This is a genomic window from Amycolatopsis sp. PSD-21 (assembly GCF_055561455.1).
The window spans coordinates 1,899,495-1,912,518 of the sequence record NZ_CM145712.1 but is presented as its reverse complement, the minus strand read 5'-3'; the positions used below and the strand labels follow the sequence as shown (position 1 = coordinate 1,912,518).

17 protein-coding genes are annotated in these 13,024 nt (G+C 66.0%); 3 read left to right on the top strand and 14 right to left on the bottom strand.

Going from position 1 to position 13,024, the window contains the following annotated elements:
• Nucleotides 1-111 precede the first annotated feature (111 nt).
• Together ACZ1DY_RS09470 and ACZ1DY_RS09465 are read left to right on the top strand one after the other, a co-directional pair.
• On the top strand, nucleotides 112-1,164 hold the full coding sequence (locus ACZ1DY_RS09470; RefSeq protein ID WP_043830813.1) for a replication-relaxation family protein: 1,053 nt from the start codon (nucleotides 112-114) through the stop codon (nucleotides 1,162-1,164).
• Nucleotides 1,161-2,117, top strand: coding sequence for a C40 family peptidase (locus ACZ1DY_RS09465; RefSeq protein WP_043830815.1), 957 nt, complete (start codon nucleotides 1,161-1,163; stop codon nucleotides 2,115-2,117). The genes ACZ1DY_RS09470 and ACZ1DY_RS09465 overlap by 4 nt, the downstream gene beginning before the upstream one ends.
• A gap of 18 nt (nucleotides 2,118-2,135) precedes the next feature.
• Here the strand turns inward: ACZ1DY_RS09465 and ACZ1DY_RS09460 are convergent, their stop codons facing one another.
• The 9 genes from ACZ1DY_RS09460 to ACZ1DY_RS09420 all read right to left on the bottom strand — a co-directional run bounded on the left by ACZ1DY_RS09460 (nucleotide 2,136) and on the right by ACZ1DY_RS09420 (nucleotide 8,646).
• Complete coding sequence (locus tag ACZ1DY_RS09460; protein WP_076153523.1) at nucleotides 2,136-3,632, bottom strand: UvrD-helicase domain-containing protein; 1,497 nt, start codon at nucleotides 3,630-3,632, stop codon at nucleotides 2,136-2,138.
• Complete coding sequence (locus ACZ1DY_RS09455) at nucleotides 3,604-5,451, bottom strand: ATP-dependent nuclease (protein WP_076153525.1); 1,848 nt, start codon at nucleotides 5,449-5,451, stop codon at nucleotides 3,604-3,606. Before ACZ1DY_RS09455 ends, ACZ1DY_RS09460 begins: the two co-directional genes overlap by 29 nt.
• Before the next feature lie 66 nt (nucleotides 5,452-5,517).
• Nucleotides 5,518-5,808, bottom strand: coding sequence for a hypothetical protein (locus tag ACZ1DY_RS09450; RefSeq protein ID WP_043830820.1), 291 nt, complete (start codon nucleotides 5,806-5,808; stop codon nucleotides 5,518-5,520).
• A gap of 277 nt (nucleotides 5,809-6,085) precedes the next feature.
• Nucleotides 6,086-6,589 carry a SprT family zinc-dependent metalloprotease gene (locus ACZ1DY_RS09445; protein WP_072029960.1) on the bottom strand — a complete coding sequence of 168 codons (504 nt, stop codon included), beginning with the start codon at nucleotides 6,587-6,589 and terminating at the stop codon, nucleotides 6,086-6,088.
• Nucleotides 6,590-6,625: 36 nt separating this feature from the next.
• Entirely contained in the window at nucleotides 6,626-6,760 is a 135-nt protein-coding gene (locus tag ACZ1DY_RS09440; RefSeq protein WP_264082894.1) for a hypothetical protein, read from the bottom strand.
• Nucleotides 6,757-7,635, bottom strand: coding sequence for a DNA-processing protein DprA (locus ACZ1DY_RS09435; RefSeq protein WP_051171989.1), 879 nt, complete (start codon nucleotides 7,633-7,635; stop codon nucleotides 6,757-6,759). Before ACZ1DY_RS09435 ends, ACZ1DY_RS09440 begins: the two co-directional genes overlap by 4 nt.
• A 107-nt stretch (nucleotides 7,636-7,742) precedes the next feature.
• Nucleotides 7,743-8,198, bottom strand: coding sequence for a hypothetical protein (locus tag ACZ1DY_RS09430; RefSeq protein WP_043830822.1), 456 nt, complete (start codon nucleotides 8,196-8,198; stop codon nucleotides 7,743-7,745).
• Nucleotides 8,192-8,326: a hypothetical protein gene (locus ACZ1DY_RS09425; RefSeq protein WP_267284186.1), complete on the bottom strand. Its 135-nt coding sequence runs from the start codon at nucleotides 8,324-8,326 to the stop codon at nucleotides 8,192-8,194. The genes ACZ1DY_RS09430 and ACZ1DY_RS09425 overlap by 7 nt, the downstream gene beginning before the upstream one ends.
• A gap of 170 nt (nucleotides 8,327-8,496) precedes the next feature.
• Nucleotides 8,497-8,646 carry a hypothetical protein gene (locus tag ACZ1DY_RS09420; RefSeq protein WP_157376277.1) on the bottom strand — a complete coding sequence of 50 codons (150 nt, stop codon included), beginning with the start codon at nucleotides 8,644-8,646 and terminating at the stop codon, nucleotides 8,497-8,499.
• A 354-nt stretch (nucleotides 8,647-9,000) separates the two neighbouring features.
• Here ACZ1DY_RS09420 and ACZ1DY_RS09415 point away from each other — a divergent pair, with 354 nt between their 5' ends.
• Nucleotides 9,001-9,285 carry a hypothetical protein gene (locus ACZ1DY_RS09415; protein WP_143101991.1) on the top strand — a complete coding sequence of 95 codons (285 nt, stop codon included), beginning with the start codon at nucleotides 9,001-9,003 and terminating at the stop codon, nucleotides 9,283-9,285.
• Between the two features lie 258 nt (nucleotides 9,286-9,543).
• Here ACZ1DY_RS09415 and ACZ1DY_RS09410 read toward each other — a convergent pair whose 3' ends face one another.
• The 5 genes from ACZ1DY_RS09410 to trxA all read right to left on the bottom strand — a co-directional run bounded on the left by ACZ1DY_RS09410 (nucleotide 9,544) and on the right by trxA (nucleotide 12,983).
• Nucleotides 9,544-9,843 carry a hypothetical protein gene (locus ACZ1DY_RS09410; RefSeq protein WP_137095937.1) on the bottom strand — a complete coding sequence of 100 codons (300 nt, stop codon included), beginning with the start codon at nucleotides 9,841-9,843 and terminating at the stop codon, nucleotides 9,544-9,546.
• A gap of 511 nt (nucleotides 9,844-10,354) precedes the next feature.
• Nucleotides 10,355-10,573 (bottom strand): SHOCT domain-containing protein, encoded by a 219-nt coding sequence (locus tag ACZ1DY_RS09405; RefSeq protein WP_043830825.1) that lies wholly within the window; start codon nucleotides 10,571-10,573, stop codon nucleotides 10,355-10,357.
• 64 nt (nucleotides 10,574-10,637) lie between these two features.
• On the bottom strand, nucleotides 10,638-11,039 hold the full coding sequence (locus ACZ1DY_RS09400) for a DUF302 domain-containing protein (RefSeq protein ID WP_043830827.1): 402 nt from the start codon (nucleotides 11,037-11,039) through the stop codon (nucleotides 10,638-10,640).
• Nucleotides 11,040-11,128: 89 nt separating this feature from the next.
• Nucleotides 11,129-12,511 (bottom strand): MBL fold metallo-hydrolase, encoded by a 1,383-nt coding sequence (locus ACZ1DY_RS09395; RefSeq protein ID WP_043830829.1) that lies wholly within the window; start codon nucleotides 12,509-12,511, stop codon nucleotides 11,129-11,131.
• Between the two features lie 115 nt (nucleotides 12,512-12,626).
• The gene (gene trxA, locus ACZ1DY_RS09390; RefSeq protein ID WP_043830913.1) at nucleotides 12,627-12,983 is read right to left on the bottom strand and encodes a thioredoxin; all 357 of its coding nucleotides are present in this window, start codon (nucleotides 12,981-12,983) and stop codon (nucleotides 12,627-12,629) included.
• Nucleotides 12,984-13,024: the final 41 nt, after the last annotated feature.

The window sequence follows — 13,024 nt, the reverse complement described above, 5'->3', positions numbered from 1 at the left end:
CTCCCGCAACGCATGTGGGCTCACCTATCGCGCCCGTTCCGCTCCGGTGATCCCGCATGCGTTGCCTTCACCTTCCCCCATTCCGGCCCAACGACTGGGAGGTGCCGACCCATGATTTCGAATCCCACGCCTCAGAGGGCATTGCGCGGGCACATGCCCCAACGCCCCACGCCACGGGCGGCCACCACCGGGGAGCACCACGCCCAGCTCGCCGGACGGCTCACCCTCCGGGACCGCTGGCTTGCTCGGATGCTGCACGAGCACAAGGTCTTCACCACCCAGCAGATCGTCGAACTCTGCTACCCGACCATGCGCGCGGCCAACCACCGCCTGCTCAACCTGTTCAAGTGGCGCGTCGTCGACCGCTTTCAGCCGTTCGTCAGCTCCGGCACCGCACCGATGCACTACGTGCTCGACATCGCCGGCTCGGTCGCCCTCGCCTACGAGGATGGTCTCGACCCCAAGCAACTGGGCTACCGCCACGAAGACGCCATCGGCATCGCCCACTCCCTGCGCCTCGCACACACCGTGGGCGTCAACGGCGTTTTCACCAGCCTCGTTGCACTCAGCCGACGGCCAGGTGCCCGCGGCCGCCTGACCGCGTGGTGGTCCGAGCTTCGCTGCGGCCGGCTCTTCGGCGACATGGTCCGCCCCGACGCCTACGGCCGTTGGCGCGAAGACGGCCACCAGATCGAGTTCTTCCTCGAATTCGACTTCGGCACCGAGGACCTCGGCAAGCTCGCCCGCAAGCTCCACGGTTACGAAAAGCTCGCCATCGCAACAGGAATCACCACACCCGTCCTGGTGTGGCTGCCCACCAACCGCCGCGAGACCAACGTGCTCACGGCGCTCGCCGACGCCCTGTCCCAGTTGGACCGGCCAGCGCTCGTGCCCGTAGCCACCAGCGCCGCAGATGTCGCTGGCGTGGCTGGCGAGGACAACCCCGCCGTCGCGCGGTGGTTGCCGATCTCCGGTCCGGCGTCGCGACGGCCGGGTCGACTGCGGCTCGTCGAGCTCGCGCGGTTCTGGCCCCACGTCGCACCGCCCACCGCTGTCCAGTCCTCGACATCGGCTCAAGCGCAGCAGGCGCCCGCGGACCTGGCCGCGCCGGACCCGCACCCACCACCCCTACCCACCAGCCACTTCCGGAAGGTGACTCCATGAAGATCGCCGTTGCCGCTGTCGCGGCCATCATCGCTATCCCCATCCTCATCGGGGGTGTCGGCAAAGCCATCGTCAGTGCGCTGTTCGGTACCGGTGGCACCGAGCCGAGCCAGGCCGCGGTCGCCGAGATCCCCAACGACTACCTGTCGCTCTACCGAGCCGCAGCCTCCGTGTGCCCAGGGCTGGACTGGACGATCCTCGCCGCGATCGGCGACGCCGAATCCAAGCACGGCCGCGGATCCGGCGACGGCATCACGGAAGGCGAGAACTACATGGGGGCCGGCGGCCCCATGCAGTTCCTCAAGCCCACCTTCGACGGTGTGATTGCACGCCACACGATCCCGCCCGGTGGCTCGAACCCGCCCTCCCGCTACAACCCGCACGACGCCATCTACGCCGCCGCGTTTTACCTGTGCGATTCCGGCGCACAGAAAGACATCCGCAAGGCGCTCTTCGCCTACAACCATGACGAGGAGTACGTCAACGGCGTTCTGGCTCAGGCAAAACGGTACGGCACCGCCACCGTCGGAACCGGCGACTGCAACAAGATCCAGGCACCCAACCCCGCCGCGATCATGGCAATCAACTTCGCCTGCGGCCAACTCGGCCTGCCCTACGTATGGGGTGGCAACGGACCAGCCGGCGGCCATGCCGGCTTCGACTGCTCTGGCCTCACCAAAGCTGCCTACAACGCCGCCGGCATCAACCTGCCTCGTACCGCGCAGACTCAGTACAACGCGGGTCCACTGGTGCCCGCCGGCCAACCGCTGCTTCCCGGCGACCTGGTCTTCTACGGCACAACCGGCAACGTCCACCACGTCGGCCTGTACATCGGTGCAGGGAAGATGGTGCACGCCCCGACGTTCGGCGAGCCGGTCCAGGTCAGCAACTACCGCTGGAACGGGGATGACTATCTGGCGGCCTCGCGGCCCACGGTCGATTCGCGCTTGTAGCAGAAGAATCGGTGCTCGTCAGCAGCGGACGACTTTCTTTGCAGCACGGGTTAGAGCAACGTACAGGACGCGATCGTCAAAACGTTCCTGTTTCAGCCCTGCCGTCAGCCTGGCCACCTCGACATCAGCGAGTCGCAGGCCGACAACTGGCCATTCACGTCCCTTTGCTTGGTGCACTGTCATTCCGGCGACCACATGTGGCTGGTTCATGCGGCGTGCCAAGGCGAGTAGCCGGTCTAGTTGGACAGCCTCCCCGGCTTCTGGCATGCGACGGAGTTGGCGAGGGCTTCCAAGTAGGCGAAGTACCGCCCTGAGTGCTGTGATCGCTGCCGTAGCCGCTTGCGTGGTTGCCGGTCGGAGTGTTTCAAGTACTGCTCCAAGGAGGGCTCCTTCAGCGCGGACTATGTCTGGCTCAAGACCGAGCAGCGCTGCTGCTTCGTCGGCGTAGATTGCAGCGTGTCCGAAGTGTCCCTGCACGAGCCGGTCCAGCAGAAGCGCGATCGCGGCATCAGTTTGGTTGTCCAATCGGCCGAATGACAAAGGCAGGATGCAGTCGGGGCCTGTCCAGAGGTTGTCCCACCTGTGCGCGAGAACTACGTTGCATTCGGTGGCGTCGTTGGTCACGTCGAGAGCGATCGGTCGGTGTGCTCGCGCCAACTCGGCGATGCCGATCATCGCCGGTGTCTCGAAGCGGAAAGACGCCGAGACGGGGAAAGATTCGAACCCCTCGTGTTCCACAAGTTGGGGAACGAGCTCTGGACGGGCACCACGGAAGTCGTACAGCGCCTGCCAAGGATCACCGATCACAGTGGTACTGATTCTGGCGGACGCCGCGAGACGAACGAGTTCGAGATCGAGCTCGTTTGCATCGAACACCTCGTCGACGATGATCGCTTTCGTGGTAGCGGTAAGGTACTTGGCTACCTCCATGCGCAGTTCGGCGCGTCGAAGAACAGCGGCGATGATCTGACGCACTTCGGTGTGCGTACATCGTCCAGCCGCCAGGTGCTCCTCGAAGTGTCTCTTGGCGCCGATGTTGTAGTCGGGCCTCGTGATCTTGACGCCATGCGATCCGACCGTGGTCCCGTGCAGCACGGCGATCCGCCGGTAGTCCATCTCTTTCGACATCCAGCGGGCCCCGGTCTGCCCTCTCCACGTGTCCAGAACGGTTAGTTCCGTATGGTCGCCCATCCAGGAGATGACCTGCCGTCGCAGGAGAAACGCCAGGATTTCGCAGTGCAGTGTGTCGAGCGTGAGGGCTTGGTGGGGCCAGGAGAGCGCTCCGCTACCCCAGCGGCGACGGATTCGAGCAGCGAGTTCACCGCGCGCCGATCTGGTGAAGCTGAGCGCCAGGATCCTGCGAAGATCGGTGGGAGTGTCGTACCGGATCACGCCAAATCGCTCTGCGGCAACGGTGGTTTTCCCTGATCCTGGTGCTGCCACGATGAACGCGCGGTTCGCCGTGGTCGTCGCGGCGGCGCGCTGTTCAGAGGTCAGCGGCGATCGGGTCGGCATCGTCGTCCTTTGCGGCGGCGTAGAGGAAATCGAACATCTTTGCCACGTGTTCAGGCACCGTGACATGTTCGCCGTCTTCGCTGCGGCGCATGAGTTCGTCTGCGAAGGCGAGCGCGAACTCGGCCTTGCGCTTCTTGCCTGTGGTGGCGAAAAGGGTGTCGATGGCGTCGGGAGTGAAGGGTTCAGGTGGCGTGACGCTGATCTGTGTCAGGGCTTCGCGCACGGCTTCCTCGTTGCCGGGGGTGAAGGCTGGTTCGAGCGTCGGCTGGTTGTAGAAGCCCTGCACGTTCTGGGGATCGCTTTTGCTGAGCCATTGGGGTTGGGTGAAGGTCTCGGGAGGCCGCTTATCGGTGTCGGTGAATATGGCGATGCGGCTGGCAATCTCGTGCCCAGGTGCCGCCAGAAGGTCGACTGGCCAGCGGCCTGGCTTGCAGCCCATCACGGTGATCGTGAGCGCCTCGATGAACCGGCGCTTGAGGTCGTCGGGTCCGGCCCAGAAGCGGCCGAACTGCCGTAGTACCGCCCCCTCGGTGACGCCTTCGGTGATGATCATGCGCTCCGCGAAGAGCGCGGACGACCGGGTCGTGTCAAGGTGCAGCCGTGCCATCCGCAAGGTTCGCTTCTTGTCGTGAATGGGCATGGTGGCCATGACGCGCGAGGCGCGTCGTCCGTCCTGCAGCCGCCGCAGCACGACCAGTTCATCCGGCTTGCACGCCGAGATGATGTCGCCTGCGTGACTGCTGATGATCGTCTGAAGCTCCGGCCGTGCGGAGGTGATTTGCCGCAGGTACCGGGTCAGGCCGTGTTGCAGTTGCGGGTGCAGGTGCGCCTCGGGCTCCTCGATAACGACCGTGACGTGAAACCGATCAGGGAAGAACGCGTCTTCTCGCGATTCCGCCTCAGCTTCGCGTTGGGCGTCCCGTTCTGCTTCAGTGAGTTCATCTGCTCCTTCCTGAGCGCCCGCATCGGCTCCGTCCTCGTCAGCTCCCGCGTCCCCTCCCTCTGGAGCCTCGGCGGACTTGGTCATGTCCGGAATGGCGGCGAGGGTGACGGCGATGTGCAGCAGGTTGACATATCCCAGGCCAGATACTTCGAGTCGCTGGGCGAAAGCTCGGTCGTCGATAGCGCCCAGGAGCAACTCCAGCACCCTGGCGAGGTACGCGTCGTCGACAACCTGCCCCCCGACGAATGCGAACTGGTGGCTGACTCCGGACGACAGCGCGGTGAGGTGACCGCGGACGCGCTGCTCGACGGCCTCGATGAGGCCGGTCTTAGTGAGGGCATCGAGCAGTCTCCTCGCGCGGGAGCGGAGGTCAGCCAAGTTTCGATGGCCGCTGCGGGCTTGTTGCTCCGCGCGGAACAACTCGATCAGGACCTGCGCCTCCCGGCGGGCCAACTCGTCGAGCGGGTTGCGGTACGCCGGCAGGTAGATGAGCCGCAGCGCGTCGAACTCTTCAGGTTCCGAACCAACGGTCTTCGCGCGGACGCGGCCAAGGTTCCGTTCGAGCTGACGGGTCCAAGTCGGTGCCGGCATCGCGAGGTTCTGCAACATCTGCCCGACCGGGCCCTCGTCCGCCTCGGCGCTGAATGCGTACGAGATGTCGATCTGGCGGGGCGGGGCGGTGGCGAGGGTGGCGACAGTGGGTCGAGAGATCTGCGGGAAGCTGTGCGGGTGCGCCAGGTACAACGCGTCCGCCACCGTGCTCTTGCCAGCGTTATTCGCCCCGACCAACAGCGAGAAGCGTCCGGGAAACTCGCAGACGATCTCCTCGTCGCCGGCAGCTCGGAACCCGCGCACAGCCACCCGCTGTAGATACACCCATCCTCCATGCGTTGGGGCCGGCGCCTGAGCGTGGTCGCCAGCGGTTCGGCGATAGCGCGGACGTCAGCCGGCCGTGGTGTCTTGTTCGGTTTCCTTGCCTTCGAGCAGCTTGTACAGGTTGGTCCGGTCCATGCCCAGGGCGCGGGCGACCTGCGCTTTCGGGACCTTGTCCTCGATGGCCGCGGTCATGCGATCGAACCGCACGTCACGGGCCTTCTTGAGCTCGTCGAGTGTCGTGACCCGCTGGGCCTGAAGCGCTGCTTCTTGATCACGGACGCTCTGGAGCCGATCCTGGAGTTCCTTGACCTCGGCAGCACTTTCCCGAAGCAGCTCGAAGTGCTGTTCCTTGTCCACTTCCTGCCTCCTTCCAGGTCGCTCGTGGTGCAGATCGTGTCGACCCGCACTCCATGTTGTATCACGCTGTAGAGGACAACACTCCAGTTCGACATCTGGTGGGTTTCGCGCCGGACCTGGCTGTTCGCACTGCGTCCGGCGCGGGACCCACCAGATTGTGCCAATGCGCCCCTCTTGCCCTGCGGTTTCAATCGCCGAGCCAAGCGTGACGGCCGACCTCGGCGAGTTCCGTTCGGCGCTGCTGCCAGTCCGGCATCCAGAGGTACATCCGCCGTTGTCATGCGCGGCCGTGGGCGCGCGTCCGTTTGGCTGGGTGGCGTGCGCCTGTTCGTGGACGAGCACGTACTCGATGAGCCGCATCGGCAGGCCGAACACGGCCCAGTGCAGCGTCGTCGTTTGCTTCGGCGGCCCCTCGTAGATGCCCTAACGGGCGCCGTCCGAGGTCGCGCACGGCGTAGCTCAGGCCGGCGATGTGGCCGTCCAGTTCGTAGTGGCGCCCTTCGCGGCGCAACCAAGCGAGCCCGACCTGCTGGTACAGCCCGATCACTGCCCGGCGGACCAGCTCTGGCCGCTGCCTCCGCGCGGACAAGACGCCGTCGGACGTGGTCAGAGGCAGCTGTGCGGTGCCCGCGGGCGAGGCGTCGACGAGCTGGAGCCGGTAACGCTGGCCGAGCAGGTCGAACTCCTCGCCGTCGACGAGCTCCTTTACCGCGTGATCCGGGGCCAACCGCGTGGCTCTCTCGACCTTCTCGGCGGATCCATCGACGATGGCTGCCGACAAACCGCGCAACCTGCTCCGGGGTGGCCGTCGGTGGGATCAGCACGGCGCCGCCTCCGGATTGACCTGAATGCCGGTCTTGCGCCGTCGTGGACGGATGGCCACCTCGACCTGCCACTCGGGCGGCAGGTCGAGGGCGGTCAGTGCGGTCAGGAAGGCGTCCGGGCCGGTCATCGCACTCCCTCCTGGTAGTTGATGTGCTCGACCGAACTGGCCACGGTGGCGGCGCCGGTGCGCAGCAACTCGTTCACGCCCTTCGACGTCACGAAGTGGATCGAGCCCGGCACGCCGTAGACCCGGCGGCCGAGTTCTCCAGCGGCACGGGCCACGGCGAGGGCACCGCTGCGCTGTCCTGCCTCGACGATGACGGTCGCCGCGGCGAGAGCAGCCAACAGCCGGCACCGCGCGTGGAACCGGATGCGGGTCGGTCGTGTGCCGATCGGGTACTCGCTGACCAGCAACCCGCCCTGCTCGATCACCGCCTGGTAGAGCCGGGCGTGCTGGTGCGGATGGGTCCGGTCAACCCCGTTGGCGAGCACGACGACCGTCCTGCCGTCTGCGGCCAGTGCGCCGCGGTGCGCTGCTTCGTCAACGCCGAGGCTGCCGCCGCTGAGGACGGTCACCCCGGCACGGGCGAGTTTGTAACTGACGTCCCCCGCGACTGTGTTTCCGCACTCCGTCGACGCGCGGGCGCCCGTGATGGTGACGGCGAGGCTGGTGAGCTCGGCCAACGAACCGCTGCCGCGCACCCAAAGCGCGAGCGGAACGCCGAGGCCGGCTAGGCCGATCCGCCTTCCGAGCGGCCAGTCGCCGTCTTCGGGCTTGAGCAGGCGGGCCGTGCAGTTGTCGAGTGCCCGCAGGTCGTCGTCGATCCGAGCGTCAGGCCGGGTGACCTCGCTGAGCACGGCGGCGGGGGCGGTGCCGCGCCGAATCTGCGCGACGGCGTCGACCGGCCCGTGGACGGCGACGTAGTGGTGAAGGGCGGGCGCGGGTGGTTCGGCCGCGCGCAGAAGGAACAGCCGGGCGTGCAGTTCGTCGTGTGAAGGCATGGTTCAACTCCTCGATGGGCAGGGCTTGCTCGGGTCGGTGGACTCCACAGCTGCGGTTGGCGCTGGTCCGGCTAGGGCTCGGTGCGGTCGTGCAGCGGGATGGGCAGTCAGTGCCCGATCAGCTCGCGCCAGCGCCCATCACCCGTGTGGAGGTGAGCGCCGGAGGCCATGAACCACTTGCCGGGCGGAGCGTCTGCCGGGCGCACGACGTAGCGGCCGTACTGGAACAACAGGTAGACGCTCGGCGCGTCGTCGGAGGGTTCGGAGATCGGGGCGAAGGCTGGCAGCGTCCGGTCTTCCCCAACACCGAGGATGGTGACGTGGCGGACGCGGTAGGACAGGCCCTTGTTGGGGCAGTGGATCGGGCCGGTCAGGACCTCCGCGCGCAGTCCTTTCTGGATCACCGGGACCTCGATGACGCCGTCGCCGACTTCGGGGATCTGGTCGAGTTCCGCGATGCCCCAGGGTGTCTCGGTGTAGGCAGCTAGAAGCCGGTAGGCCGGGACATAGTCGGTGCCATGGCGTACGGTCGCTTTGGCCTCGGCGGGCAGCCGGGTCAGCACCGTCTCGCGTAAGCGACGTGTCCAATCGTGCGCCTCGCTTGGTGCCCGACGATCGTGCCGCTGGCCTGGTACTCGTAGCATTCCAGCAGGCACAGCACGGCGATCGGATGCAGCGTGCGGTCGGTCACCGTTGCGACGTAGTCTGGCGGCTCGCCGTCCTCCTGCTCGACGTCGCGATGGGGTCGGTGCTACTGAAGTGGCTCTGGTCCGCCGCCTCTTGCACGAGAACAGCGTCGCCGTGCAAGATCGCTTCGGGCCTGGCCTGCTTCTGCTTCTGTTCGGGCAGCCATTGTCCAAACTAGCCCGACTGAGACGTGACCAGATCGTCCATGAGGATGGCGAAACTCGGATCGTGCTGGGCGCCGAGCCAGTGGACTTGCCCAGTCCGCTGGACGGTCTCGTGTGCCAATTCGCCGACGACCGGCGCGGGCACGCCGTCCTCGGCCACACCGACCAACCATCCGTTGGCTGTTTCCCGGAGGCGCTCCGGGACGGCCGATCAGCGCCGCCCGCCTCATGACCAGACTTCACCCACTGGGTATCCGGGGCCCGGCTCCGCACGCAGCACTGTCCTCATGGACCTCGCCAGCCAGCTGCCACCAGTCGTGCTCAGCAAGCTGCTCGGCATCCACATCAACACCGCCACATACTGGGCCCACCAGGCCAATAGGTCTGGCGCCGCCTACGCCGCCGACCTAGCCCGCCGCACAACCCGTCAGGGTCCGTAACGCGAACGGAATTTCCGGCGTGGCCGGCTCGCCCGCACCGGGGGTGAGCGCTGGTCCACCTCCTACTTGTCAACGTGCAGCAGGTCGTCGAGCTCTGCCACCCGACCATGCGTGCGGCCAACCACCGCCTGCTCGACCTGTTCAAGGGGCGCGTCGTCGACCGCTTCCAGCGGTTCGTCGCACTCAGCCGACAGCCCGGCGCCGCCCGCGGACGACTGACCGCGTGGTGGTCCGAGCTGCGCTGCGGCCGGCTCTTCGGCGGCATGGTCCGCCCCGATGCTTACGGCGCGTCGGCACGAAGACGGCTACCCGATCGCGTTCTTGCTCGAACTCGAACTCGACCTCGGCATCGAAGATGAATTGTTGCGGTTGACCCGGCCCCGCCGATGGCTTCGAGATGCAACGGGAGTTGTCGCGCGACAGGTCGATCTACCGGACGTGGCGCATCTGATGCTGGATTCGGGCATGAACTTCGTGGTCCGACCCGCAAGTGTTCGAAGACCATGCTGGGGAACTGGCCCGACAGCAGGAGAGCCGGTTTCTGGTAAGGCGATCGCGATCGCACCGCAGGCGGTCCAACCTCTCCTTGGATGTCTCGGTGCACAGCAGCAGGCGGGTCACATGGGGCGCATTCCGCAATCCCGCATGAGCTGCGCCATACCGGGAGAGTTCATCATTTGCCGCATCGCCTGCGCCAAGGCAGGGTTGTCCTTGGCATTCTGCATGAGCTGCTGCATGGCTGAGCTGTCCATCATCTCCTGCATTGCCTGGGCCAATCCCGGTGGGCAGCGGTCAGCACCTGCACCACGGTTCTCCGACGCAGCGGCTGCTGGGGAGACACTCCCTATGGTGAGAGCGGCAGCGAGGGCGGTGGCGCCGATCGACAGAGCAGCTGAGCGCAGCGTGCGGGGCATCATGACGTCTCCTCTATCGCCTACTGATTGCTGGTCCACCGGGTTTCCCTTCGCAGGCCTGCTCAAACCATTGCCGTACTCGGCTTGCTCGAACGAGGGATGGCACGAGTAGGCGCCTCACTGCTGGGGCGTTCCGACCATCAATCGTAGCGCGAGCTGACGGGGGAGGTCCCGGTCCGAGACACCGGCCGCCGTAATTCGTGGACATCAGCGTCGTCTGCAAGACACGGCGTGCGAGCCAATGTAATTCAGCCCGGGGTTTTGGCTACGGTGACGCCGGGTTAACAAGCACAGGGTGCCTGGGTTTCGGTACCGCTACTGCGCCAGATCGGGCAAGCGGATTTCGAGAGCGCGAAGCCTCCGAAGTACTAGCACGTTGGGGACGACGAGGGCAGCAATCATCCCCATGGGCAGTAGTGGCATCAACGGAAATCTGGGAGGTTTCATGGTCATACTCCACGTTCCGGCTGTCCTTGACGGCAGCACAATGGCTGGTGTCGGTTGATTGATTGGCTCAGTTCAGGTCGGTTCGTCGGCTGCGGTACTCCTGCTCGTCGATCTCGCCGCGGGCATATCGCTCGTCGAGGATCCGGTGCGCGGAGGAGGTGCCCTCTTGGGCACCGCCGTGTCGGTCCTGCATGAGCCGGTAGATCAGGTAGGCCAGCAGGGCTAGTCCGATCAGCAGGAGTACTGGCCAGAGCCAGAACCAGCCCATCATGGAACCGTCCATCATGGTCGTCACACTCCAGTCGCCCGTGCTTGCGTCGCCTCTGCGGGTTTCACGGTCCGAGGCACCGCTAAACGCTGCGGTGGGTCAGAGCGTCGAGGGCGGTGTTGATGCGTTGTCCGGCTTCGTCGGCGATGGGCTGAAGTTGGTCGAGTTCGGGCACGGTGACCATGACCTGGGGATCGAGGGCCTGGACCACGGTCTGGTTGTCCCCGTCGGCGCGGACCACGACGTTGCAGGGCAGCAGCAGTCCGATTTGCCGGTCGATGTCGAGGGCGCGGTGCGCGAGTTGGGGATTGCACGCGCCGAGGATGACGTACGGCTCCATATCGGCGTCGAGCTTGGTCTTCAGCGTGGCCTGCACATCGATCTCGGTGAGCATACCGAACCCCTGCTCCTGAAACGCCTCCTTCACCGTCGGCACGGCCTGTTCATACGGTAGATCGAGCGTGATCGTCCGGGCGTAATCCATGATGATCTTCCTTGACGTGTGGGTTGCTTTAACGGTGTCATGCTGTACTCGGTCGCGCTGGTCACGGCCAATGCCAGTGGCTAACGCCGTTAGCGCGTCACCGCACTGTGCTGGGCAGCGGCACGGAAAGGGGCGCCGGTTGCGGCAGCCTGGTCAATGTCGTCGTCAATCACGACGACATGGCGGCCGGCGGCGGCCAGGATGGAGGCGGCGATGGAGGCACGGTAGCCGGAGCGGCAGTGCACCCATACCTCGCCGGGGGGGACGTCGGTAAGCCGGTCGAGTAGGTCGTGCAGCGGGATGTGGACGGCGCCGTCCAGGTGACCGGTGGCCCATTCCTGGTTGCGGCGCACGTCGAGGACCACGACCGGACGGTGGTGGAGCACTGTGGCCAGGTCGGCGAAGTCCGCGACAGCCAACGACTCCAGGGGCGTGTCGCCGGACCACTCGTGCGGGTCGCCGGTGGCCGCGGCTTCGATGCGGTCGAGGCCGATGCGCACCAGTTCACGCTGCGCCTCGGCGACCTGCTCGGCGGTGTCGCCCAACAGTGTCAACGGGGTGCCCCAGGGGATCAGCCAGCCGAGGTAGGTGACGAAGTTGCCGTCGGCGCCGAAGTTGAGGGTGCCGGGAACGTGGCCGGCCGCGAACGCGGTCCGGGTGCGCAGGTCCACCACCCATTCACCGGACTCGAGGCGTCGGCGCAACTCGGGGGCGTCGGCCTGCTCCGGCGGGGACAGATCCGGCGCCTGTGGCCCAGCAGTGTTGAGCGGCATCATGTGGGTGTAGTAGGCCGGGTAGTCGTCCAGGCCCTGCAGCAGGGAGTGGACGTAGTCCTGCTCGTCCTGTGTCAGGGCGGGGTTGGTCTGCTTTTCCTGGCCGATGGTGGATTGCTCGCCCTGTGCCTGAGTGGCCGAGCAGAAGCTGCCGAACCCGTGGGTGGGGTAGATTTCCGCATCGTCGGGGAGTTCGGTGGCCAACCTCCGTGCCGAGCCGTACTGCGCGTGCGCGAGTTCTTCGGTGTGCACGGTCCCCAGCAGATCCGGCCGCCCGGTCGAGCCGTAGAGCAGCGAGCCGCCGGTGAACACCGCCGGTGGGCGGCCGGGGGTTTCCAGCACATAGGACAGATGCGTGAAGGTATGGCCTGGGGTGGTCAAGGCGCGTACCCGCATCGCCGGGCCGATCTGTACCTCGTCGCCGTCACTGATCGGCTGGCGATCGAAGGACACGGTGTCAGCCGCGTTGACGTGGTAGGCCGCTCCGGTGGCCTGCGCCAGTGCCAACCCTCCGGTCACGTAGTCGTTGTGAATGTGCGTTTCGAACACGTCGGTGACACACACACCCCGCTGCTGGGCGAGCGTGAGGAATCGGTCGATGTCGCGCTGCGGGTCCACCACGAACGCCACGTCGCCATCGGTGACTAGGTAGCTACGGTCGCCCAGCGTGGGCGTGTCGAGTGCGATGATGTCTACCATCTTGCTTCTCCTCGTCTCACAATCTTCAGCTCAGACGTTGTCTGGTCGCAGGCCCCGCTCCACGGGATTCGGGTACTCGGCGTCCGCGCTGACGATCGCGATCGGATCATCACGGTCACTGTTCGGCGAGTTCTTGCCGAACCTGGCCCATATCGACCTCGCGGGCCTTCCCGATCAGGTCCTCGAGCGCACTCTCCGGCAGCGCACCGGGCTGCGCATACAGCACCACGCCATCACGCGCGACTATCAAGGTGGGAATCGAGGAGATACCGAACCGCGCCGCCAGTTCCGGCTGCGCCTCAGTGTCCACTTTGCCGAACCGGACATCCTCGTGACGCTCGGATGCGCGCTCGAACACCGGCGCGAACTGTCGGCACGGCCCGCACCACGCCGCCCAGAAATCCACCAGCACCATGCCATCCGCGCTGATGACCTCGTCAAAAGTGTCATTAGCCAGCTCGATTGTTGCCATCATGCACCTCCTTCTCATACCCCCCTGGGTATTATAACAGT